General features: G+C 69.8%; 14 protein-coding genes, 1 tRNA gene, 1 other RNA gene and 1 pseudogene. 14 read left to right on the top strand and 3 right to left on the bottom strand.

Features of this window, described 5'->3' with window-relative positions:
* Positions 1-8 precede the first annotated feature (8 nt).
* Complete coding sequence (locus SMD11_RS15685; protein ID WP_234366054.1) at positions 9-1,079, bottom strand: PP2C family protein-serine/threonine phosphatase; 1,071 nt, start codon at positions 1,077-1,079, stop codon at positions 9-11.
* Between the two features lie 239 nt (positions 1,080-1,318).
* Between SMD11_RS15685 and SMD11_RS15680 the strand changes: the two genes are divergently transcribed.
* Positions 1,319-1,903 (top strand): dihydrofolate reductase family protein, encoded by a 585-nt coding sequence (locus tag SMD11_RS15680; RefSeq protein WP_087927053.1) that lies wholly within the window; start codon positions 1,319-1,321, stop codon positions 1,901-1,903.
* A gap of 71 nt (positions 1,904-1,974) precedes the next feature.
* Complete coding sequence (locus SMD11_RS15675; RefSeq protein ID WP_324614805.1) at positions 1,975-2,769, top strand: VOC family protein; 795 nt, start codon at positions 1,975-1,977, stop codon at positions 2,767-2,769.
* 338 nt (positions 2,770-3,107) lie between these two features.
* Here SMD11_RS15675 and SMD11_RS15670 read toward each other — a convergent pair whose 3' ends face one another.
* Entirely contained in the window at positions 3,108-7,973 is a 4,866-nt protein-coding gene (locus SMD11_RS15670; RefSeq protein ID WP_199843888.1) for a DEAD/DEAH box helicase, read from the bottom strand.
* A gap of 399 nt (positions 7,974-8,372) precedes the next feature.
* Here SMD11_RS15670 and SMD11_RS15665 point away from each other — a divergent pair.
* Positions 8,373-9,216 (top strand): annotated as a pseudogene (locus tag SMD11_RS15665) (PE-PGRS family protein).
* Between the two features lie 838 nt (positions 9,217-10,054).
* A complete protein-coding gene (locus SMD11_RS15655; RefSeq protein ID WP_234366052.1) occupies positions 10,055-11,320 on the top strand; it encodes a hypothetical protein in 1,266 nt (421 codons plus the stop codon).
* A gap of 88 nt (positions 11,321-11,408) precedes the next feature.
* Here SMD11_RS15655 and SMD11_RS15645 read toward each other — a convergent pair.
* A tRNA-Ser gene (locus SMD11_RS15645) sits at positions 11,409-11,496 on the bottom strand.
* A gap of 132 nt (positions 11,497-11,628) precedes the next feature.
* Here SMD11_RS15645 and ffs point away from each other — a divergent pair.
* From ffs to SMD11_RS15595, 10 genes are all read left to right on the top strand, one after another.
* Positions 11,629-11,723, top strand: an RNA gene (ffs, locus tag SMD11_RS15640) — signal recognition particle sRNA small type.
* Between the two features lie 186 nt (positions 11,724-11,909).
* Positions 11,910-14,261: a DNA polymerase III subunit gamma and tau gene (locus SMD11_RS15635; protein ID WP_087927050.1), complete on the top strand. Its 2,352-nt coding sequence runs from the start codon at positions 11,910-11,912 to the stop codon at positions 14,259-14,261.
* 375 nt (positions 14,262-14,636) lie between these two features.
* A complete protein-coding gene (locus SMD11_RS15630; RefSeq protein WP_087927049.1) occupies positions 14,637-14,975 on the top strand; it encodes a YbaB/EbfC family nucleoid-associated protein in 339 nt (112 codons plus the stop codon).
* A gap of 112 nt (positions 14,976-15,087) precedes the next feature.
* Positions 15,088-15,687, top strand: coding sequence for a recombination mediator RecR (gene recR, locus SMD11_RS15625; protein WP_087927048.1), 600 nt, complete (start codon positions 15,088-15,090; stop codon positions 15,685-15,687).
* Positions 15,680-16,336: a DUF5063 domain-containing protein gene (locus tag SMD11_RS15620; protein WP_087927047.1), complete on the top strand. Its 657-nt coding sequence runs from the start codon at positions 15,680-15,682 to the stop codon at positions 16,334-16,336. The genes recR and SMD11_RS15620 overlap by 8 nt, the downstream gene beginning before the upstream one ends.
* Before the next feature lie 192 nt (positions 16,337-16,528).
* Positions 16,529-17,800 carry an aspartate kinase gene (locus tag SMD11_RS15615; RefSeq protein WP_087927046.1) on the top strand — a complete coding sequence of 424 codons (1,272 nt, stop codon included), beginning with the start codon at positions 16,529-16,531 and terminating at the stop codon, positions 17,798-17,800.
* Positions 17,797-18,900, top strand: a complete 1,104-nt coding sequence (locus SMD11_RS15610) for an aspartate-semialdehyde dehydrogenase (RefSeq protein ID WP_087927045.1) — start codon at positions 17,797-17,799, stop codon at positions 18,898-18,900. The genes SMD11_RS15615 and SMD11_RS15610 overlap by 4 nt, the downstream gene beginning before the upstream one ends.
* Positions 18,901-19,185: 285 nt before the next feature.
* Positions 19,186-19,845 (top strand): SigE family RNA polymerase sigma factor, encoded by a 660-nt coding sequence (locus SMD11_RS15605; RefSeq protein WP_199843887.1) that lies wholly within the window; start codon positions 19,186-19,188, stop codon positions 19,843-19,845.
* Entirely contained in the window at positions 19,842-21,107 is a 1,266-nt protein-coding gene (locus SMD11_RS15600) for a hypothetical protein (RefSeq protein WP_087927044.1), read from the top strand. Before SMD11_RS15605 ends, SMD11_RS15600 begins: the two co-directional genes overlap by 4 nt.
* A gap of 372 nt (positions 21,108-21,479) precedes the next feature.
* A complete protein-coding gene (locus SMD11_RS15595; RefSeq protein WP_087927043.1) occupies positions 21,480-22,382 on the top strand; it encodes an SURF1 family protein in 903 nt (300 codons plus the stop codon).
* The last annotated feature ends 112 nt before the right edge of the window (positions 22,383-22,494 follow it).

The raw sequence follows: 22,494 nt of genomic DNA, 5'->3' as shown, positions 1-22,494 counted from the left end.
CCGGCCGGTCAGCAAGGCTCCCGCGACGCGGCGGGCCGCCCCTCTCCGTGCGGCTCCGAAGGTCCGCGCAGCCGCACGGAGAGGGCGGCGATGTCGTCGTCGAGACCGCCCCCGCTGTAGTGGAGGAGGTCGCGGTGGAGGGCGTCGAGCAGCTCGCGCGGGCGGCCCGGCGGCTGCCCGCCCATCCAGGTCGCGAGCGGGAAGAAGCCGCCCTCGCGGTCGCGGGCCTCGGTGACGCCGTCGGTGTAGAGGAGCAGCAGGTCACCGGGGGAGAAGTCGACCGTGTCGACGCTGTAGTGGTCGCCGATCAGGTCGGCGAGGTTGAGCAGCGGCGAGGGGGAGGTGGGCTCCAGGACGCGGAGCTCGCCGTGGCCGAGGAGCAGTGGCGGGGGGTGCCCGCAGTTGAGGATCCTGAGGCGGCCGTCCTCGTGCGGGATCTCGACGAGGACGGCGGTGGAGAAGCGTTCCGTCAGGTCCTCGGGGGAGAAGGCGGCGCTGTACCGGGCGCTGCTGGCCTCCAGTCTGCGCGCGATGCCGCCCAGGTCGGGTTCGTCGTAGGCCGCCTCCCGGAAGGAATTGACGACCGCGGCGGCTGTCCCGACCGCGGGCAGCCCCTTGCCGCGTACGTCGCCGATGAGCAGCCGGACGCCGTACGGGGTGTCGGCCACCTCGTAGAAGTCGCCGCCGATCCGGGCCTCCGCCGCGGCGGCGAGATACAGCGACTCGATCTCGATGCCCCCGAAGCGGCGCGGCATCGGACTCAGGACCACCTGTTGGGCCGCGTCGGCGACGAGCCGGACCTGGAAGAGGGACTGCTCGCGCTGGAGCCGTACGTGACTGCCGTACGCGGCCGCCACGGTCACCGCGACGATCCCCGCCGCCGTGTACCCCGTCCCCAGGTCCGGGAAGACGATGCCGAGGCCGATCATGAGGAAGAGGCAGACGGTCCCGAGCAGGACGGTGGGCAGTACGGGCCACATGGCGGCGGCGAGGGCGGGCGCCGCGGGCAGCAGCCGGCTGAAGGCCATGCTCCTGGGGGTGGTGTAGGCCAGGCTGGCGATGACAACGGTGAGGATCACCGGTGACAGCAGCGTGAGCGGCCCCCGGCCGTGACGACGGCGGGGCCGGAGCCGACCAGATTTAACCACATTTCACAGCATATCCAGGCAAAGCGGACGGAGCGCTCTGGCGAATCGGCGCGGGGTGTGCCGCCCGGGAAAGATTCTTACGTCCGATGCAAAATTACTCTTGACCACCTCTCAGGGGCCCGGTTAAAGTTGCGCTCGTCGTAAAGATCGCCTGAGTGAAACGGACCGGGATGCGCAAGCTCACTTACTTCGTCGGTGCCACCCTCGACGGTTACATCGCCGCTCCCGACGGCGGCTTCGACTTCTTCACCCCGCACGTCACCCCGGACTTCCTGCCCTTCCTGAGCACCGACTTCGCGGACGCCCTCCCCACCCCGGGCCGCGCGGCGCTCGGCGTCGCGGACGCGCCCAACACGCGCTTCGACACGGTCCTGATGGGCCGCGGCACGTACGCCCCGGGCCTGGCCGCTGGCCTCACCAGCCCGTACGCCCACCTGCGGCAGATCGTCTTCTCCCGCTCGCTCACCACGAGCCCGGACCCGGCCGTCGAGGTCACGGACGAGGACCCGGTCGCCCTGGTGCGCGCGCTCAAGCGGGAGGAGGGCCTCAGGATCTGGCTCTGCGGCGGCGCCGAGCTGGCAGGCAGGCTCCTGCCCGAGATCGACGAGCTGGTCGTCAAGCAGTACCCGGTCGTGGCCGGCAGCGGCGTTCCGCTCTTCCGCGCCGACTTCTCGCCGCGCACGTTCCGGCTGGCGGACAGCCGCGTGTTCGAGGGCGGAAACGTCGTCCTGACCTACGCGAGGACGCCGGAGTAGAGCCGCGCCCGCACCCGCGCACCCGGAACCACCGCACACCGCACCCGAAGCCCTCGCACCCGCACCCGCACCTGCCAGGAGTCACCCTGAACGTCACCACCTCCACCCTGTCCCTCACCGTCGCCGACGTGGACGCCTCGCGTGAGTTCTTCCGCACCCACCTCGGCTACGAGGTCGCCATGGCCGCCGACGGCTTCGCGTCCCTGACCCGCGGTGACGCCGCCGCCGACGTCGTACTGCTCCGGCGCGGCACCGAGGTCCTCCCGCCCGAGCAGCGCGACCGGCAGGCCACGGGCCTGATCCTCGCGCTCACCGTCACCGGCATCGAGGCCGAGGAACGGCGCCTGCGCGAGGCCGGTGCCCCGATCACCATGCCGCTGCGCGAGGAACCCTGGGGCGAGCGGCTGTTCCAGCTGACCGATCCGAACGGCGTCGTCGTCCAGTTCGTCGAATGGGCCGCGCAGGAGGAGCCCACGGAGAACGACGAGGCGACCGTGACCGTGCTCACCCCCACCGCCGAGGACGTCACCGAGTCCCCGAACGCCCGCATGACCGGTCTGGCCGCCCCCAGCCGGGGCAGCGCGGAACTCAGCACCTGGACCGTCGCGATGGAAGCGGGCCGCACCGGCCCCGAGCACGCCGTCAGCCGCGAACAGATCTGGACGGTGACCGCCGGCACCCTCGAGGTCACCTGCGCCGGCCGCACCGAACAGGTCTCGGCCGGACAGACCTGCGTCCTCCCACCGGACACGCTCCGCCGGATCCACGCCCCGCGGGCGGCCGAGGCACACGTAGCCATGCGCGCGGACGGCGTCGCCTCCGTACCCGGCACGGAGGGCACCCGCGCCCTGCCTTGGGCCTGCTGACGCCTGCGACGCCTCTGCCGCTTCCGGCGCGGGGCGGGGGCATCCGTCCCGACGCGATGATCCGTCCTCTGACGGAGAGCCCCTGACGGGAAACGACGAAGGCCCGGACCGTCGAAACGGTCCGGGCCTTCTGCCGGCGGAGGATACGAGATTCGAACTCGTGAGGGGTTGCCCCCAACACGCTTTCCAAATGTTCGTACGGGGGTCCGGCGGGGGTCGTATCCGTCCTGACCTGCGGCGGAGCGTTCGGGGCGACCCCGCCCGGACGGGCCCGGACGGGGGTGAATGCAACCAGAACTACAACCAGGACGCCGCTCTGGCGACTCTCGGGCGGGCTCCTAGTCGAGGATGTCGAGGGCCGGCAGCGCATCCACGATCTTCATCGTCTCCAGGCAGACGGTCACGATCCGCTTGAGGAGGTCGATGATGTACCGCGGGTCGTCGGACCAGTCGTTCGGGTCGTTTGTGATCTCCGACGCCTTGTCGACCTTGACCTGGTAGCGGTCGATGATCCACTCGATCGCGGAACGAGGACCGAGCTGGTAGCGGTACGCCTCCGCCGGGATGTTGGTGAGGGTCACCCGGTGGTTGTAGACGATCGTCGAGCGGTCGGGCTGCCCCTTCGCCTTCGGGATCTTCATCTTGGTGACTCGGTACAGCTCACTCGCGGGCGTGGCAGACGCGTCGCCAGAGACCTTCTCAACGATGCCTGCGTGCGGCTCTGCCTGCTCGTAGTTGACGTGCAGGTCGGTGAGCTTGCGTCCGGCCTCGGCGAAGCTGTGGAAGTCGCGCACCTTGGGGATGCGGGGAAGGGTCTTCTTCAGGTCAGCGGCGAAACGGTCTCGGTACTCCTGGGAGTGGAGCAGGCCGTAGGCGTAGTAGAAAACGTCATCCTTGGTGATGGCGCTATCGCCGTAGGTCTCACGGTATGCCCGGAGCGCCGCATCAGTGATGTTATCGACCCGCTCGTAGGCGTTCTCGTCGTCACCGAAGTCAAACCCACCTTCGGTGGCCAGCTCGCGGTAGGTGTGGAGGGGGAAGAAGTAGCCGCCCTTGCCGAACACGTCCAGGCAGGGGATTAGGTTGGTAGCCAGGACCGCGAAATCGGCTGTCGCGTGAAAACCATTAACATAGAAGCCGATGTTCGGATGGTCTGGCGTCGGGAACATCTGCGGCAGCTTGCCGGGGCGGTGGTTGAGATCGCGATCGAAGTAGACGGCCTGCCGGCTGAAAGGCCGATACGTGCTGGTGGTCACTTTAGCCCTGTCGAAGGCGATCTTTTTCCCGCGAGCTACCTTGGGGATAAGGCTGGATGACCAGCTAATCTTCAAGGGGTTGCGGTCGATGAATTTTTCTGCATCGGGAGCCTTGGGGTGGGCCAACCCTTTAGCCTTGCAGTGCTTAATGAACTCATCAACCTGTTCGTTATAGAAGTCGATGGTGGACTCGACATTCTCCTTTACGATCTGCTCCGAGTAGTTGTACACCCATGCATCGCGATTCGTGCCGAGGCCCAGGGAGTGAGATTCGAAAATTGCGGCGGGCTGGAGCGTCTTCTCCGTATCTACGAGGGCCTGGAACTTAGAGAAGTGCTCGTTTCGCTGGTGGACCCAGTCGCCAGACTCGTTGGGTGTGATTTCCTGCCACTCCACCGAATCCAGGGATTGGCCAGCCAGGATGCTGAGCTTCCGTTCGCGGCTAAGGTATTCTCCGATATCCCGGTAATGCAAGGTGTAACCCTCGCTCGTCTTCTGACCCCCCTTGACGAGGATTAGGATGGCCACCGTGTTCCGGCTGCCGGAGCCAAAAATCTTGCCGCCTTCCCTTCGGGACTGCTCTCCGGCAGTGCGCTGGTTACCTCGAAGGTTGTAGCAATAGATCGCGTCGAATTCGCTGGCAAGTGACTTGCGGAGGCCGTCGTACGTGTTCCCATCGATGTAGCCGCCATTTGAAACATAGGCGACGATACCCTCGTTGGTGATTCGGTCTGAGGCCCACCGGATGGCTCGGATGTAGGAGTCGTACAAGGTGCGTACAGAGCTGGCAGTGGAGAGCGAGGCGTAGGTTTCCTTGATGCGCTCGTCCAGGACGTCGTACTTAAGATTCTGGTTGTCGTCGTTCGCGCTGTCCTGGCCTACGGAATATGGCGGATTGCCAACCACCACGGTGATGTCCTGGTTCTGCTGCTTCTTAGCGCGCTCGCTGTTGCCTTCCAGGACCTCCATTCCGTCGAGTTTCGCCGTACCTTCAGCGAGCTGGAAGGTGTCGGTGAGGACGATGCCTTCAAAGGGCTGGTACTCGCCCCCGGCAAGGTCGTGGAAGGCGGCTTCGATGTTGACGGCCGCGATGTAGTACGCGAGGAGCACGATCTCGTTGGCGTGGAGTTCGCTCGTGTACTTGCGTAGCAGGTCGGCGGGCTTGATCAGGCCGGACTGGAGGAGACGGACAGGAAAGGTGCCAGTGCCGACGAAGGGGTCGATGATCTGGACGCCTGCGTCGGAAAGAGAGCGCCCCAGGTGCTTGTTCAGGGCCTGCTCGGTGGCACGGAGGATGAAGTCGACGACCTCGATCGGGGTGTAGACGATGCCGAGAGCGTCGGCGGTCTTGGGCAGGGCGGTCTTGAAGAACTTGTCGTACAGCTCGACGATGACGCGCTGGCGTCCCTCGTGGTTGTCGATGCCCTCTGCTCGGACGCGCACCGACTCGTAGAAGCCCTTCAGGGTCTTGGCCTCAGCGTCCAGGCCCTGGTCGTCGAGGATGTCAAGCATCCGCTGCATGGCCATAGAGACCGGGTTGTGCTCCGCGAAGGCGTAGTCCTTGAACAGGGCGTCGAAGACCGGCTTCGTGACGATGTGCTGGGCCAGCATGTCGATCGCGCTGTCGTCGGTGACACCGGGGTTTATGGTGGCCCGCAGTTCGCTGACGAACTCCTGGAAGGCTGCCTGCTTGTCCGGGAATTCCAGGGCCGCCTTGATGCGGGTGACATGGCGTTCGGCAATCTGGGCGATGTCCTTGGCCCAGTCCTCCCAGTAGTGGCGCTCGCCGACCTTGTCGACGATGCGGGCATAGATGGCGTCACGCCAGTCGCTGATGGAGAACAGGGCGTCCTGGACGTGCTGGGCGGTCTGGGCCTCCTTGTCCTTGGCCTCCTGGGCGCTGTCCGCGGTGCTGGAACCGTCCTGGTCACCGACGGTCTCGTCATTGGGTCCGATGGCCCCGATGCCGATCTTGTTGTCGGGCTTGTGCTTGTTGAGCTCGATCTGGTTGACGGTGGCGTTGAAGCGGTCGTCGTGGGCGCGCAGGGCCTGGAGGACCTGCCAGACAGTCTTGAAGCGCTGGTTGTCGGCGAGGGCCTTCTCCGGCGGCATGCCGGCCGGCACGGCGACGGGCAGGATGATGTAGCCGTAGTTCTTGCCGGGGGCCAGACGCATCACGCGGCCGACGGACTGGACGACGTCGACGACGGAGTTGCGGGGGTGGAGGAAGAGGACGGCGTCCAGGCTGGGGACGTCGACGCCCTCGGAGAGGCAGCGCGCGTTGGACAGGAGGCGGGCCTGGTTCTGGCCGGGATCCTGCTTCAGCCAGTCGAGCAGGCGGTTCCGCTTCAGGGTGTTGAAGGTCCCGTCGACGTGGTCGACCTCGCAGTGCAGCACGTCGTCATCGGCATCGTCGTACGCGTCGACGACCTCGTTGAAGCGCTCCGCGATGGACTTGGAGTCCGCGATCGACCGGGCGAAGGCGACGGCCCGCTTCATGGGGGCCTCGTCCTCGGCGAAGCCGGAGCCGTCGGCGAAGGTGCCGGTTCGCTTTGCGAGGGCGTTCCAACAGCCGATGATCTTTGCGGCGTCATCGAGGCCAAGCTCGGACGATCCGACAGCCATGCCCTGCTGCAGGGTCTTGGCGACGACGCCCTCGTCGATAGTGAGGATGAGGACCTTGTAGTCAGTGAGCAGGCCCTGCTCCACAGCCTGGCCGAACCCGAGGCGGTGAAACTCCGGACCGAACGTCGACTCGTCGTCCATCGAGGCCAGGACCGCGTCGGCGTTCTTCGCGTCGGCCTTGGTGTCCTCGTTGTAGATGCGAGGGGTGGCCGTCATGTAGAGGCGGCGGTCACCGGCGAGGTAGTCGTTGTCGTGGACGCGGACGAAAGCGGACTCGTCATGGCCGGCGAGTGTGACACCGGTGGTCCGGTGGGCTTCATCGCACAGGATGAGGTCGAAGCTGCCCAGGCCCTTTTTCTGCGCCTCGGCGATCGTGGCGATCGACTGGTAGGTGGAGAACACGACCGTCAGGCCGGGGCCGGCCTCCACGCTAGCCATCTGCTTGATCAGGCGGTCAGGGTCGGTGGTGGCGGGCAGGGCCAGGTCGTGGGTGGCCATGTCCTGGTCGTCGCTTTGGGGCTGTCCCCTGCCGACCTTGACGTCGGAGCACACTGCGAAGGGACGCAGCGTCAGCTCGGTCTCGAAGGACCACTCGCGCAGCGTCTGGGACAGCAGGGCGATGGACGGGACCAAGAAGAGGACGGTGGTGTGGTCGCCTTCCCCAGCCGCCGCTCGCTCCTTCTGGAGCCGCTCGACGATCTTCAGGCCCGTGAACGTCTTGCCCGTGCCACACGCCATGATCAGCTTGCCGCGGTTGTTCTCCGCGAAGCCGGCGAAGACAGCGTCGATGGCCTCGCGCTGGTGCTTGCGCGGGCTCTTCTTCGTCTGGAGGCTCAGCTCGAAGGGCTCGTCGGCCGCAGGCATGTACCACTCGACCGGGCTGTTCGCGATGTCGGACATGCCGAGCCGGGTAACAGGGATCTGCTGATCAGCCAGCGCGGCCTCGGCGTGCACGCTCCACTTCTCCGTCGTGGAGATGATCATGCGACGGGTGAAGCCGCCCTTGCCGGAGGCAGTGAAGAAGGAGTCGATGTCCTCCTTCTGGAGCGTATGGCTGGGGTCGTAGAACTTGCACTGGATCGCGCAGAAGCCGCCGGTTTCCCGGTCCTGCGCAACCAGGTCGATGCCCGTGTCCCGCTTGTCGTGCTCGGTGCCCGGCCAGTCGGCCCACATCCACACCCGAGTGAACTGTTCGGTCCACTGGGGATCGGTGCTGAGGTACTGGAGCATGAGCTCCTCGAAGCGCGTACCGCGGTCGCGGCTTCCGTCGACGCCGTTACGGATCGCCTTGATGACGTCGTGCACCGTCGTGGTCGTGGCCACTGCGCCTCGTTCCCTCACAGCAAGCGGCCCGCTTGGCCGCGAGCCGGAACAATTTCCCCAGAGTCAACCAGGAACCCTACTGCCCTCTGCGGTATTGGAACCGAGCGTGGCTGATTCCGTACGGACAGGCAGGTTCAACGGCGCTATGGGGAGCGCTGGCGCCACCAAACCGGCCAACTGAGCAGAGGGCGTCAAGGCGCGTCGAGAGCCTATGTACAGGGCCTGCCGGATGAGCCCTCACCTTGCCAGGTCCGTGTCGTGCGGGTCGGCCAGCGGACCACTTTTCGAGCCACCTGTGCCACGGGTCGCCGTGGAGACGGAGCGAGGAGCGGAGCTCCATCGGTTGTTGTTTCGGCAATGGCCGCGCTATGGGGCCGTGAGACCTGGCTCAATGGGCACATGGAGATGGGTGAGCACTGGGTCTACCGGGCAAGGCCGAAGGAGTTGGGCGGTGCGGTTCGTCAGGTCGAGATCGTGCGAGTGGGTGGGCGTGGTAGGAGCGATTCGCTCCACGTGCGTTTCCTCGACGGTGACGATGCCGGACTGCAGGAGTGGGTCGACGCGACGTCCCTCGTGGCGCGCTGGGAGGACGTCGAGGCGTTTCGTGCGGACGACACGAGCGAGTTCGCTCTGGCCGAGGCGTCACGGCACATGCGGGGAAGCGCCGACTTCGAGGCCGCACGGTTGATCCTCGGGTTCGTCCGCCCGAAGAGCAAGCTGCGGCTGCAGCGCAGTGTCGCGGACGCTGGGATCCTGGAGATGGGCAGTCTCGACGGCAGCGCTCCCCTTGTGGGCATGGATCCCGTAGAGCTGCGAGGCGATCCGATGGTCTACGAGAACCGCCACGGCATGTGTCTGGCCGGGTGGCCGGTCACCGAGCGCATCGCGCGCCGTGTGGCCGGCCGTCTCGCCGAGGACATCCTTACCGGAGGTGGACCGCAGGCAGCAGGCCATCGATCAGGAGCGCACACAGTCCTCCTGGTACTCCTACAGCCGCCGGGACGACCGCAAGCTGGACGCGGAGGCGGCCGTCCTGCGGACCGTCCGTGAGTGGTGTGGTCAGGACAAGGCCGAGCGTTACGACGAGCTGGTCGCCCTGCGCGAGGAGGTCGTCCGGCTCGGGCAGCTCGTGGAGAAGTCGGTGAAGGCCCTACGTGACCGTGGGCACGGCGTCATCGCCTCCACCATTGAGCGCGGCCTTGGGGTCCATATCTCCAGCCTTGGTCCAGACGTTCGTCGCTGAAGCCGCGCCACCGTTCCGGCTCCGGCTTGGTCGGTTCGGCCTCCGCCTTAGGTTCTTCCTTCTTCGGTGGTTTTTCCTTCTCCGGCCGCTGTGGGTGCCAGCCGTCGAGGAAGGGCCGTAGCTGGTCGCCCGTGGGTTCCGCGTGGAGGCTGTGGCCAGTCAGGCTCCTGCTGGCCACGGTCGGGTCAATCCGGTCGGCTTCCGCCTTCCACCACGTAGACCACTCGCGAAGCCGCTCGGCTTCGTGGCCGTCGTCCGAGGCGGAGGCGGCCTCATCGAGTGCGGCGCAGAAAGCCCGCATCTCCGCTGCCGCCCGCCATTGCGCCAGAGCGGTGCCGAACCGGTCGACCCGTACGGCGTCCACCGCCTTGACCGTCGCGACGCTGACCGCCGCTTCCCACTCCCGCCGCCTGCGCTCCTTCTTCTCAGCCTCCCGTCGGCGGTGCTCCTCTTCTTCCTGGGCCTCTCAGAGGCGGCGTTCCTCCTCCTGCCGTTCTCGCTCCTCCCGCTGACGCCGCTGTTCCGCCTCCCACGCCAGCCGGGCCGCGGCCGGAAGCGAGCGACCGCCCAGGTTCGAGCTGTTCGTCGCGGCCGTCGCCGTCGGTTATGCGGCGGGTTACACCACCGGTATCGGTAACGAGGCCCAGCAGGTGCTGGGCCTCGTGACGGTCACGGCGATGGGGTGGCTCTGGGAAAGGTGGCGGCGCTGACCGCCTTCCGCGACTGGTGATCCAGCCCCTTTCTGGTAGCCGGTCCCGATGAACTCCGGGGCCGGCTATCGGAGTTCGATCCTGGACGCGCCCTGTTGGGTGTCAGTGGTCGTTCCTATCGTGGAGGGATGGCAAATGGGGTGTGGCACACCGGATACGGCATAGAGATCAATCTGTCCCTGCCTGACCTCGGTCACCCGGACCGTCCCGATCTGCTCCAGGAGATTATTGCCAGCGTCTCCGAGCGCGACCCGCAGCTGCTCGAATGCCTGGCGCACCACGACAAGCGTGAGTGCCAGTCGGAGTCGGGCGGCAAATCGCCCTGGATGTTCATCCGCCGAGGGCGCGTGGGTGGCCGGCGACCGCTCGTCGCCTCGCACCTGCCGATCACGCACAAGGCGACGCCGGAGGAGAGTGCCCAGCACAAGGCCACCAAGGAGCGGATCGTCGAGACCGCCGGGCGTCACGGCCTGGACGCCGAGGCCGAGGTTCCCATCGGCAACCGGCGCAGCGTCTCGGACGCCGTCGTCGTCGGTCCCGGCGGCATACGGATCGGCTGGGAGATCCAGTACCACCACCTCAGTCCCAGCAGCGTCCACCGGCGCTCGGTCAACGCCGTGGAGCACGGCATCACTCCCCTCTGGGTGGCGAAGGACCGGACGGCCTCCTTGATCGACCGCGCTCCGTGGGCGCGGGTCGACGACATGCCGTGGAAGGACATCGCCGACGGCAAGGAGATGGTGATCCGCGGCGGGTACCGGCACCTCGAAGTCTGGAAGTGCGTAGTGAGCAGCGAGCGCCACTGCCTCATCAGCGAGGGCGCCGGCCACTGTGGCGCGATTCACGCGGACTGGTTCGTGCCCGCGCTGTGCCTCCCGGAGAAGAAGGCGGTCTTCATCGAGGACCTGGTCCTGCGGAGCGCGACGGGCGAGAGCGTCCCGGTCTACGTGCCCAACCGAGGAAGCGGGCGCGCCGGCCGGCACATGTGGGTTTCGGCCGAGGACCGCGCGCTGTGGCAGGAGCTCATCGGTGATAAGACGCCTCTCCCTGCGGCCCCGGTCGAAGAGGAAGACGACCTGATCACGTTCGCCGAGCAGGAGATCGACCGCAGCTGCCGAGCGGGGGAGGAGGGCTGGTTCGTCAGCGACGGCCGACCTGTTCGCGATCTCGACCAGCCGACCGGCGGCTTCGCGCTTCCCCGCATGCCGGTCCAGCGGTCCCGCGACCCGATGCGGATCACCACCGTGGAACGCGCCGCCGCCGCCTCCGCCGCGCTGGGGTGCCCGCCGTGGGAGCTCGGGTTGTGCGCCGGTTGCGGCCAGCTGATGCGGCGCTACGGGCGGAACGCCGCCATGTACTGCAACGTGTGCCGGGCCGTCCTCAACGGGCGCTAGCCGGGAAGTACAACCAAAACTGCAACCACACAACGACGAAGGTCCCGACCGCTGTGCGGTCGGGACCTTCGTTTCGGCTGGTCAGCCGTGGCGGAGGATACGAGATTCGAACTCGTGAGGGGTTGCCCCCAACACGCTTTCCAAGCGTGCGCCCTAGGCCTCTAGGCGAATCCTCCGCCGCAAACAATACAAGACTCGAAGGGGTGCTCGCGAACGCCTTCCGCCGAGGTGGGGCCGGGGGAGGTGCCGAGGGGGTCCGGGGCGGGGGAGGGGGCACGAGCACCGGCCGGGATCCGCTAGGCTGAGGGCAAGCCCCTCACGTGGCGCTATCTCACCCAACTCCCCCAGGGCCGGAAGGCAGCAAGGGTAAGTGGGCTCTGGCGGGTGCGTGGGGGGCCCTTGTGTTTCCTGGGCCAGGCGCGGGTCGGCCCCGTCCGGGCGGGGGACGCGGTCGCCGGGGTTCGCGGAGGATCTGTCCGGGGCCGCCGGAGCCCCCGGGGGCTCGCGGAGGGGTCCGTGGGGGCGTGCGGAAGGCCCCTTGAGCTGTGATCGAGACCACTTGTCAGTGGGGCCCGATATCGTCGTAGGTGTGTCGTCCCTCGCGCTCTATCGCCGCTACCGTCCCGAGTCCTTCGCCGAGGTCATCGGTCAGGAGCATGTCACCGCCCCGTTGCAGCAGGCGCTGCGTAACAACAGGGTCAATCACGCGTACCTGTTCAGCGGGCCGCGCGGCTGCGGAAAGACGACCAGCGCCCGCATCCTCGCCCGCTGTCTGAACTGCGAGCAGGGCCCCACGCCCACGCCCTGCGGCGAGTGCCAGTCCTGCATCGACCTCGCGCGCAACGGCCGCGGCTCCATCGACGTCATCGAGATCGACGCGGCCTCCCACGGTGGTGTGGACGACGCCCGTGACCTGCGGGAGAAGGCCTTCTTCGGCCCCGCCTCCAGCCGCTACAAGATCTACATCATCGACGAGGCCCACATGGTCACCTCGGCGGGCTTCAACGCCCTGCTGAAGGTCGTCGAGGAGCCGCCGGAGCATCTCAAGTTCATCTTCGCGACCACCGAGCCCGAGAAGGTCATCGGCACCATCCGGTCGCGTACGCACCACTACCCCTTCCGCCTCGTGCCGCCCGGCACCCTGCGGGAGTACCTCGGCGAGGTCTGCGGCCAGGAGAAGATCCCGGTCGAGGACGGCGTCCTGCCGCTCGTCGTGCGCGCCGGCGCCGGCTCCGTCCGTGACTCGATGTCCGTCATGGACCAGCTCCTCGCCGGCGCCGCCGAGGGCGGTGTGACATACGCCATGGCGACGTCCCTCCTCGGCTACACCGACGGCTCTCTCCTCGACGCCGTCGTCGACGCCTTCGCCGCGAGCGACGGCGCCGCCGCCTTCGAGGTCGTCGACCGCGTGATCGAGGGCGGCAACGACCCCCGTCGCTTCGTCGCCGACCTCCTGGAGCGCCTGCGCGACCTGGTGATCCTCGCCGCGGTCCCCGACGCCGTCGAGAAGGGCCTCATCGACGCCCCCGCCGACCTCGTCGAGCGCATGCAGGCCCAGGCCTCCGTCTTCGGCGCCGCCGAGCTCAGCCGCGCCGCGGACCTGGTCAACGAGGGCCTCACGGAGATGCGCGGCGCCACGTCCCCGCGCCTCCAGCTGGAGCTCATCTGCGCCCGCGTCCTGCTCCCGGCCGCCTTCGACGACGAGCGCTCCGTGCGCGCCCGTCTCGACAAGCTGGAGCGCGGCGCCCTCGCGGCCGGCGCCGGCGTGGTGACGGCGCCCATGACCCCGCCCGCCGGTTACGCCCCGGCGGGCCACGGCCCGGCCCCCGCCGCCGGGTACGCCCCCGGGCCCGGCGCCCACACCGCCCCCGCCCCGCAGGCCGCTCCCGCCGCGCCCGTGGCGCCCCCCTCCGGGCTCTCCGGCGCCGCCGCGGCCCGTGCCGCCGTCTCGGGCACCCCCGCCCCGGCCGCCGCCTCCGGTGCCCCGCAGTCCGGTGCCTGGCCCGCCGCGGCCGCCCCGGCGAGCGCACCCGCCCCCGCACCCGCTCCGGCACAGGCCCCGGCGGCCCCGGCCCCCGCGCCCGCCGCGGGCGCCTGGCCCACCGCCGCGGCCCCCGGCTCCGGCCAAGGCGGTGCCGCGTCCAAGGCCGCCGGTGCCTGGCCGTCCGCCGCCACCCCGGGCCAGGGCCCCGCCGCCCCGGCCCAGCCCGCGCCCACCGGCTCGTACGCCCAGCCGCCGGCCCAGGCCGCCGCGGCCCCCATCGGCGACGCCTCCTACGTGCGCCAGATGTGGCCGAACATCCTGGAAGCCGTCAAGAACCGCCGCCGCTTCACCTGGATCGTCCTCAGCCAGAACGCCGACGTGGTCGGCTTCGACGGCACCACGCTCCAGATCGGCTTCGCCAACCCCGGAGCCCGCGACTCCTTCGCCAACAGCGGCAGTGAGGACGTCCTCCGCCAGGCCGTCGGCGACGTCATGAACGGCGCGCAGTGGAAGATCGACCTCGTCGTGGCCCCGGCCGGCGCCCCGGCCGGCGGCGGGTTCTCCGGTGGCGGCGGTGGCGGCTTCGGCGGTGCGAGCGCCCCCGGCGGCGGCTTCGGCGGGGCCCCCGCGAGCGCCCCCGCCCAGGGCGGCTACGGCACCGGCACCCCCGGTGGCTTCGGTGGTGGTGGGGCCGGCAGCGCCCCGGCCGCCCCCAGCGCCCCGCAGGCGCGCGCGGCCGCCGGGCCGCCGCAGGGGGCCACCCCGGCGCCCGAGCCCCGGCAGGCCCCGCCCGCGCCCTCCCAGGCGTACCGCGAGCCCGAGCCGCCGCCGGTCGCCCCCGAGGACGACATGCCCGCCGAGGACGATCCCGACCTCGTCGACTCCGCCCTGACCGGGCACGACCTCATCGTCCGCGAGCTGGGCGCGACCGTCATCGAAGAGACCGCCAACGAGTAGGCGGGAGCAGCGCCGGGGCGCCCGTGGACCGTCCGGTCCCGCTCGGAGAAGCAGGGCCGGGGTGCCCGTACACCGCCCGGATCCCGTTCCGGGGAGCAGGGCCGGGCTGCCCGTACACCCCCCGGATCCTGTGCCGAAGGGCAGCGCCGGGGCGCCCGTACGCCCCGTGCCCGCCCCTCCGCACACCCGGCCGTACGAGTAGCCGTACGGCCGCGTTCCGCGCGTGTTCGGTACGGATTCCGCCCCCGTTCCGGATGCGCCGCGTACGCCCCCAGGCGCCTACCGGACTTCTTCCCCCGGCATGGGGCGCGCCGCCCGGTGAGCACGTAGGCTCGGGCTACCGAGACATCGTCGTCGACAGCCAGGAGCGAAACCGTGATCCCCGGTGGTGGCCAGCCCAACATGCAGCAGCTGCTCCAGCAGGCCCAGAAGATGCAGCAGGACCTCGCGGCGGCCCAGGAAGAGCTCGCGCGCACCCCTGTCGAGGGCACCGCGGGCGGCGGCCTCGTCAAGGCGACCGTCACCGGCGCCGGCGAGCTCCAGGCCCTGGTGATCGACCCCAAGGCCGTGGACCCCGAGGACACCGAGACCCTCGCGGACCTCGTGGTCGCCGCCGTGCGTGACGCCAACGCCACCGCTCAGCAGCTCCAGCAGCAGAAGCTCGGCCCGCTCGCGCAGGGCCTGGGCGGCGGTATCCCGGGCCTGCCCTTCTAGCAGGCCGGGCCGCCGGGCGCGAAGCCCCGGCGGCGGTGCGGCACCGGCGGACCGCGCGTGACCACGGCGGACCGCGACAACGACAGACAGAGACAGAAGGAGCATTCGATCCGTGTATGAAGGCGTGGTCCAGGACCTCATCGACGAACTGGGCAGGCTGCCCGGCGTCGGTCCCAAGAGCGCGCAGCGGATCGCCTTCCACATCCTCCAGGCCGAGCCGGCCGACGTCCGCCGGCTCGCCCACGCGCTGACCGAGGTCAAGGCGAAGGTCCGTTTCTGCGCGGTCTGCGGCAACGTCGCTCAGGACGAGCGCTGCCGCGTCTGCCTCGACCCGCGCCGCGACCCCGCCGTCATCTGTGTGGTGGAGGAGTCCAAGGACGTCGTCGCGATCGAGCGGACCCGCGAGTTCCGCGGCCGCTACCACGTACTCGGCGGGGCCATCAGCCCCATCGAGGGTGTCGGCCCGGACGATCTGCGCATCCGTGAGCTGCTCACCCGGCTCGCGGACGGCACCGTCACCGAGCTGATCCTCGCCACAGACCCCAACCTGGAGGGAGAGGCCACCGCCACGTACCTCGCGCGCATGGTGAAGCCCATGGGTTTGAAGGTCACGCGGCTGGCCAGTGGTCTGCCTGTGGGTGGAGATCTTGAATACGCCGACGAGGTCACGCTCGGGCGTGCCTTCGAAGGGAGACGACTTCTCGATGTCTGACGCAACGCTCCATGACGCCAAGCGCGATCCCGACGACTTCTCCGTCCAGATCGCGGACTCGATCGAGAGCTTCATCGTCGCGGTCGCCGAGGTGTCCCGCGGCGACGAGCCCGACAGCGCCGTGCCCTTCCTGCTGCTGGAGGTCTCCCAGCTCCTCCTCACCGGCGGCCGGCTCGGCGCGCACGAGGACTTCCTCCCCGACGAGCGGTACGAGCCGGACGTCGGCCCCGAGCCCGACGTCGACGAGCTGCGCGAGCGGTTCGCCGTGATGCTCGACCCGGTGGACGTCTACTCCGAGGTCTTCGACCCGTACGTGCCGCGCAGCGCGCCCGTCGCCTGCCGGATCTCCGACGACCTCGCCGACATCATCACGGACCTGCGCCACGGCATGGCGCACTACCGCGACGGCCGGGTCAGCGAGGCCCTGTGGTGGTGGCAGTTCTCCTACCTCTCCAACTGGGGCCCCACGGCCTCGGCCGCGCTGCGGGCCCTCCAGTCCCTGGTGGCGCACGTCCGCCTCGACCAGCCGCTGGACGAGCTCCAGGGCCTGGACACGGACTCCGCGGCCACGGAGGAGCAGCTGGCCGAGGAGGCCGGGAAGGTGATGGCGGCGGAGATCGCCGGACCGCTGGGCCTGCGGAGCGTGTGAGGCCGGGGCGGCCCGTACGGACCGCCCCGCACCCGTCGTGACCTGGATCACCTTCGTGAGTGCGGCCCGGGGAACAGGGCAGGGACCTCCCTGGAGCGGGCCGGATGTCTCACCATGCGATATCCGCGTGGCTGATTCCGGTCGCTCGTTAGACTGAGCCGACCGCATTACACATAGTTGCGAGGAGCGCACGTGGGCCTTGTCGTGCAGAAGTACGGAGGCTCCTCCGTTGCCGATGCCGAAGGCATCAAGCGGGTTGCCAAGCGAATCGTGGAAGCCAAGAAGAACGGCCACCGCGTGGTCGTCGTGGTTTCCGCGATGGGTGACACGACGGACGAGTTGATCGACCTCGCCGGGCAGGTTTCGCCGATCCCTGCCGGGCGCGAGTTCGACATGCTGCTGACCGCCGGAGAGCGCATCTCCATGGCGCTGCTGGCCATGGCGATCAAAAACCTCGGTCACGAGGCGCAGTCGTTCACGGGCAGCCAGGCCGGGGTCATCACCGACTCGGTCCACAACAAAGCGCGGATCATCGACGTCACGCCGGGCCGGATCCAGCAGTCCGTCGACGCGGGCAACATCGCGATCGTGGCCGGTTTCCAGGGTGTGTCCCAGGACAAGAAGGACATCACCACCCTGGGCCGGGGCGGCAGCGACACCACCGCCGTCGCGCTCGCCGCCGCGCTGAACGCCGAGGTGTGCGAGATCTACACCGACGTCGACGGGGTCTTCACCGCCGATCCGCGGGTCGTGAAGAAGGCCCGCAAGATCGACTGGATCTCGTTCGAGGACATGCTGGAGCTGGCGAGCTCCGGGTCCAAGGTGCTGCTGCACCGCTGCGTCGAGTACGCACGCCGTTACAACATCCCGATCCATGTGCGCTCGTCCTTCTCGGGGCTCCAGGGCACCTGGGTCAGCAACGAACCGCGAGGGGACCAGCCGATGGAGCAGGCGATCATTTCGGGTGTCGCCCACGACACGTCCGAGGCCAAGGTCACGGTCGTCGGGGTGCCGGACAAGCCGGGCGAGGCCGCGACGATCTTCCGCGCCATCTCGGACGCCGAGATCAACATCGACATGATCGTCCAGAACGTCTCGGCGGCCTCCACGGGCCTCACGGACATCTCCTTCACCCTCCCGAAGACCGAGGGCCGCAAGGCCATCGAGGCGCTGGAGAAGACGAAGGGACGCGTCGGCTTCGACTCGCTGCGCTACGACGACCAGATCGCGAAGATCTCCCTGGTCGGCGCGGGCATGAAGACCAACCCGGGTGTCACGGCGACCTTCTTCGAGGCGCTGTCCGACGCGGGCGTGAACATTGAGCTGATCTCCACCTCCGAGATCCGCATCTCGGTGGTCACGCGCGCCGACGACGCCAACGAGTCCGTGCGCGCCGTGCACACGGCCTTCGGCCTGGACAGCGAGAGCGACGAGGCGGTCGTTTACGGCGGCACCGGTCGATGACCGGCGGCTACGCGGCCCGTCCCGCTCCGGCGGGTACGGGCCGTAAGCCGACCCTCGCCGTGGTCGGCGCCACCGGCGCCGTGGGCACGGTCATGCTGGAGATCCTTTCCCAGCACGCGGACGTCTGGGGCGAGATCCGCCTCGTGGCGTCCGCCCGCTCGGCCGGCCGCACGCTGGCCGTCCGGGGTGTGGAGACCCCGGTCCTCGCACTGGCCGAGGAGGTCTTCGACGGGGTCGACGTCGCGATGTTCGACGTGCCCGACGAGGTCGCGGCGCGCTGGGCGCCGATCGCCACCGCCAAGGGCGTGGTGGTCGTGGACAACTCCGGGGCCTTCCGGATGGACCCGGACGTGCCGCTGGTGGTGCCCGAGGTCAACGCGCACGCGGCGCGGGTGCGGCCGCGCGGCATCATCTCCAACCCCAACTGCACCACGCTGTCGATGATCGTCGCGGTGGGCGCGCTGCACGCCGAGTTCGGGCTGAGCGGGCTCGTCGTCTCCTCGTACCAAGCCGCCTCGGGCGCGGGCAAGGCGGGCGTCGACACGCTGCGGGCGCAGCTCGCCGCCGTCGTCGGCGCCTCGCCGGGCACGGGCACGCAGCCGGGCGACCTCCGGCGGGCGGTCGGCGACGCCATGGGTCCCTTCCCGGCCCCGCTGGCGCTGAACGTCGTGCCCTGGGTGGGTTCGCCCCGGGAGGACGGCTGGTCCTCCGAGGAGCTGAAGATCCGGGACGAGTCCCGGAAGATCCTGGGGCTGCCGGGGCTCCCGGTGAGCGCGACCTGTGTGCGCGTACCGGTGATCACGACGCACTCGCTCTCCGTGCACGCGCGCTTCGAGAACGAGGTCTCGGTCGCCCAGGCGCACGAGATCCTGGCCAACGCCCCCGGTGTGGTGCTCGTCGACGACCCCGCCGAGGGGGAGTTCCCGACGCCTGCCGACGCGGTCGGCACGGACCCCACGTGGGTGGGGCGGGTGCGGCGCGCGCTGGACGATCCCAAGGCGCTGGAGTTCTTCGTCTGCGGTGACAACCTGCGCAAGGGCGCGGCCCTCAACACCGCCCAGATCGCTGAATTCGTGGCGGCGGAGCTGACCACTCCCTAATCTGGAGGTTCCGTGAAGGTCCTGTGATCAAGTCGTTGGTCCAGACCTCTTGAGCTGGGCAGATGGTGTGTTCGACTATCACTATCCGCCCCTCGTGACCGACGGCCGGAACCGGTGACCGAGCACGGGGCGTCTTTGCTGCCGTCTCTTGCGGCGGTGCCAAAACCGGGGCATTGAGGAAGAGCTGGTACGCATGAGGGCATATGACGCATCGTCACGCGGCGCATCGTCAAACGGGGTGCCTCGCGCGTACAACCCTGATGGGGGGAAGCGTGTCCAACAGGCGTGGCAGAGGTCATCAGCATCGCAACCGCCCCGAGGCGTGGCAGCAGCGCAGTGCGTCCGCGTCCCCGCGCGTCGGGCGGCATGCCGGTGATCGCCCCCTGGCCGACCACCCGCCCCGCCGCCCAGCTCCCGCCCCAGCGTGGGGACGCTGACGAGGCGATGGCAGCGGGCACCACAGTCGACCACCTCACCGAGACCTACCGCGCCCACTACCGGTCGTTGCTCGGCCTCGCCGCGCTGCTCCTCGACGACACCGCCTCCTGCGAGGACGTCGTCCAGGAAGCCTTCATACGGGTGCACTCCGCGCGCAACCGCGTCCGGGACCCGGAAAAGACCCTGGCCTATTTGAGGCAGACTGTCGTCAATCTGTCCCGCTCCGCGCTGCGCCGTCGCATCCTCGGGCTGAAGCTGCTGTCCAAGCCGATGCCCGACATGGCGAGCGCCGAGGAGGGCGCGTACGAACAGCTGGAGCGAGACCAATTGATCACTGCGATGCGCGGACTTCAGCGCCGCCAGCGCGAGGTCCTCGTCCTCCGCTACTTCGCCGACATGACCGAGGCCCAGGTCGCCGAGACCCTGGGCCTCTCCATCGGGTCGGTCAAGGCGTACGGCTCCCGCGGCATCGCGGCGCTGCGTGTCGCCATGGAGGCTCCGGCATGAACCAGCAGCACTCGGACGGCCGCCGTCCCGAGGACGGCTCGTCCGGCCCTTCCCGGCCCGGGGTGCCGGGCCTTTCGGGCGTGCCGGGTCCCTTCGGGCCGGGCGACGCCGCGGGGGGTTCAGGCTCCGCGGACCCCTCCTCCGGGCCCTCGGACCCCTTCGTCCCGTCTGACCCCTCCGGTTCCTCCGACCCTTCCGGGCCTGCCGGTCTGTCCGGTCCTGCTGACCTGGGTTCTGCCGGCCTGTCCAGCCTGTCCGGCGTCGACGAGCAGGCGCTGCGGCGCCTCTTCCAGGGCGCCGTCGAGGAGCTGGAGCCGTCCCCCGACGCCCTGGAGCAGCTGCGGCGCGCGGTCCCGGCGCGGCGCGCGCGCCGTCGGCAGGCCTTCATCGGCGCCGCGGCCGCGCTGATCCTCGGCGGCACGGCACTGCCCGCGCTCCTCCACGTCGCCTCCACCGACGACGGGGCCGACGAGCAGCGCACCACCACGGCCAGCAGCCGGCGCAGCGAGGACGAGGGCGGCGACGGCCGGGGCGACGGCCTCACCGAGGCCGGCCGCCCGGAGGAGAAGGACTCCGGCAGCCAGGACTCCCCGGGCGAGGAGCGCAAGGAGGAGAGCCGCAGGGGCAATGAGCCCAAGCCCTCGGGCACCCCGTCCAGCAGCCTGCCCGACCCCACGAACACCTTCGCCGCGGTCTCCCCGACCTGCGACCGCGACCAGCTCGGCCAGGGCGCCGGCACCGTCGGCGCCGCCGACCGGGACGGCCGTGTCTACGGCGCCTTCCGTGTCGTCAACGTCTCCCGCACCGTCTGTACGGTCGCGGGGCCCGGCACCGTCGCCGCCAGCGCGCGCGGCAGCGCGGAGCCCTCCCGGGTCTCCGTCGTGGACCACACCCAGGGCGACGCCGCGACCGGGCTGCCCAGCCCCGCCGTCGAGCCCAGCGAGGTGATCCTCCAGCCCGGCCAGGCCTACGAGGTGAAGTTCGCCTGGATACCCTCGTCCGACGGCGGGACGAACGGCTGCGCGAAGAACACCGGCCCCGCCAGCCCCGCCCCGAGCGCGAGCGCGGCCCCGGCCGCCGGCGCCGCCGCCGAGCAGACGCCCGGCGTGACGGAGAACACCCCGCCGCCCAAGCCGCCCGGGAGCGTCGTGGTCAGCCACACCCCGGACGTCGGCGAGCCCGCCATAGCGGACGCCAAGATCGACGACGCCTGCGCCGGAACGGTTTACCGCACGGGCCCCATGGCCGTCCCCGCGAGGTAGCCGGAGACGGGCCGGCCCGGCGCTCCGAGGTGCGCGTGGGTTGCGGGTTCGGGCCGTAGGGGCTTCAGGTTCTGGACATGCGGGTTCCCTCCGTGGGCCGTGCCGGTTCCCGCCGGGTCCCCGCACTGACCGCACCGGCTTCCCGCTCCGGACTGTCGGGCTCCCCGCCTCGGGCCACGTCGGCTCGGCCGCGGTCAGATCGGCTCGGCTCCCGGCCACGTCGGCCCGGCCTCTCCGGGGCACGTCGGCCCGGCCTCTCGGGCACGTCGGCGCAGCCTCCCGGCCGCACCGTTCCGCGTTCCCGGCCTGTGGCGGGGCGGTAGGGAGCCGCCCGGTGCGGAGGCCGCGCGGAGAGGCCCGTACCGTGGTGGTGTGTATCGGTTCCTGCTGACTTCCCGCTGGTGGGCGATCAACGTCTTCGCCGTGCTGTCCATCCCCGTCTGCCTGTTCATGGGCAGTTGGCAGCTCAGCCGCTTCGAAACGCGTGTGGACTCGCACCGCGAGCAGCAGACGCAGGCCGACGAGGCCAAGTCGGCCGCCGCCGAGCCGCTGCGCGAGCTGTTGCCGGTGAGCACCGAGACCTCCGGCCGCCGCGCCACCGTCACCGGCCGCTACGACCCCGGGCATCAGCTGCTCGTCCCGAACCGCAGCCTGGACGACCGCCAGGGCTTCTACGTCCTGACGCCGCTGCGCACGGACGACGGCAAGGCCATCCCGGTCGTCCGCGGCTGGCTGCCGGGCGACGCCGACTCCAAGGCCGACACCGCCGCCGTGCCCGCCCCGCCGAAGGGGAACGTCTCCGTCGTCGGCTCCCTCCAGGCCTCGGAGAGCCCTGCCTCCAAGGGCGTACGGTCGGCCGGCGGGCTGCCCGAGGGCCAGCTCGGCGTCATCAGCGCGGCCTCCCTGGTCAACGTCCTGCCGTACGAGGTGTACGACGCGTGGCTGACCGCGCCCAAGGCGGAGGGCGCCCTGACCCCGGTGCCGCCGGCCGCCGCCCCCAACAGCGGCCTGGACCTCAAGGCCTTCCAGAACCTCGGCTACACCGGCGAGTGGTTCGTCTTCGCGGGCTTCGTCCTCTTCATGTGGTTCCGGCTCTTCCGCCGGGAGGTCGAGGCGGCCAAGGACCTGGCCCTCGGCATCACCCCGGACCAGCCGGAGGGTGCCGAGGTCCCGAAGCCGAAGCGGGCCGAGGACCGGGAAGCCTCTGAGGCGGCGGCTTCCGAAGCGGCGGTCTCCGAAGCGGCCGAGGCCCCGGAAGGCGCCAAGCAGCCGTAGGGACTCGTGGGGGCCGGAGCCCGGCCCCCAAGCCTGTAAGGCGAGAGGGCCAGGGGCCCAGAGCCCGGGGCCAGATCCTTGGCCTACGGACCTACGGACCTACGGACCTACG

Source organism: Streptomyces albireticuli (assembly GCF_002192455.1).
Taxonomy (GTDB): domain Bacteria; phylum Actinomycetota; class Actinomycetes; order Streptomycetales; family Streptomycetaceae; genus Streptomyces; species Streptomyces albireticuli_B.
This window is presented reverse-complemented; position numbering and strand designations above follow the sequence as displayed.

What these genes read in the sequence shown, in the direction of transcription:
- SMD11_RS15610 (WP_087927045.1), top strand. Translation starts at nt 17,797, where the DNA reads ATGACCGGCGGCTACGCGGCCCGTCCCGCTCCGGCGGGTACGGGCCGT.
- SMD11_RS15680 (WP_087927053.1), top strand. Translation starts at nt 1,319, where the DNA reads ATGCGCAAGCTCACTTACTTCGTCGGTGCCACCCTCGACGGTTACATC.
- SMD11_RS15655 (WP_234366052.1), top strand. Translation starts at nt 10,055, where the DNA reads ATGGCAAATGGGGTGTGGCACACCGGATACGGCATAGAGATCAATCTG.
- SMD11_RS15600 (WP_087927044.1), top strand. Translation starts at nt 19,842, where the DNA reads ATGAACCAGCAGCACTCGGACGGCCGCCGTCCCGAGGACGGCTCGTCC.
- SMD11_RS15620 (WP_087927047.1), top strand. Translation starts at nt 15,680, where the DNA reads ATGTCTGACGCAACGCTCCATGACGCCAAGCGCGATCCCGACGACTTC.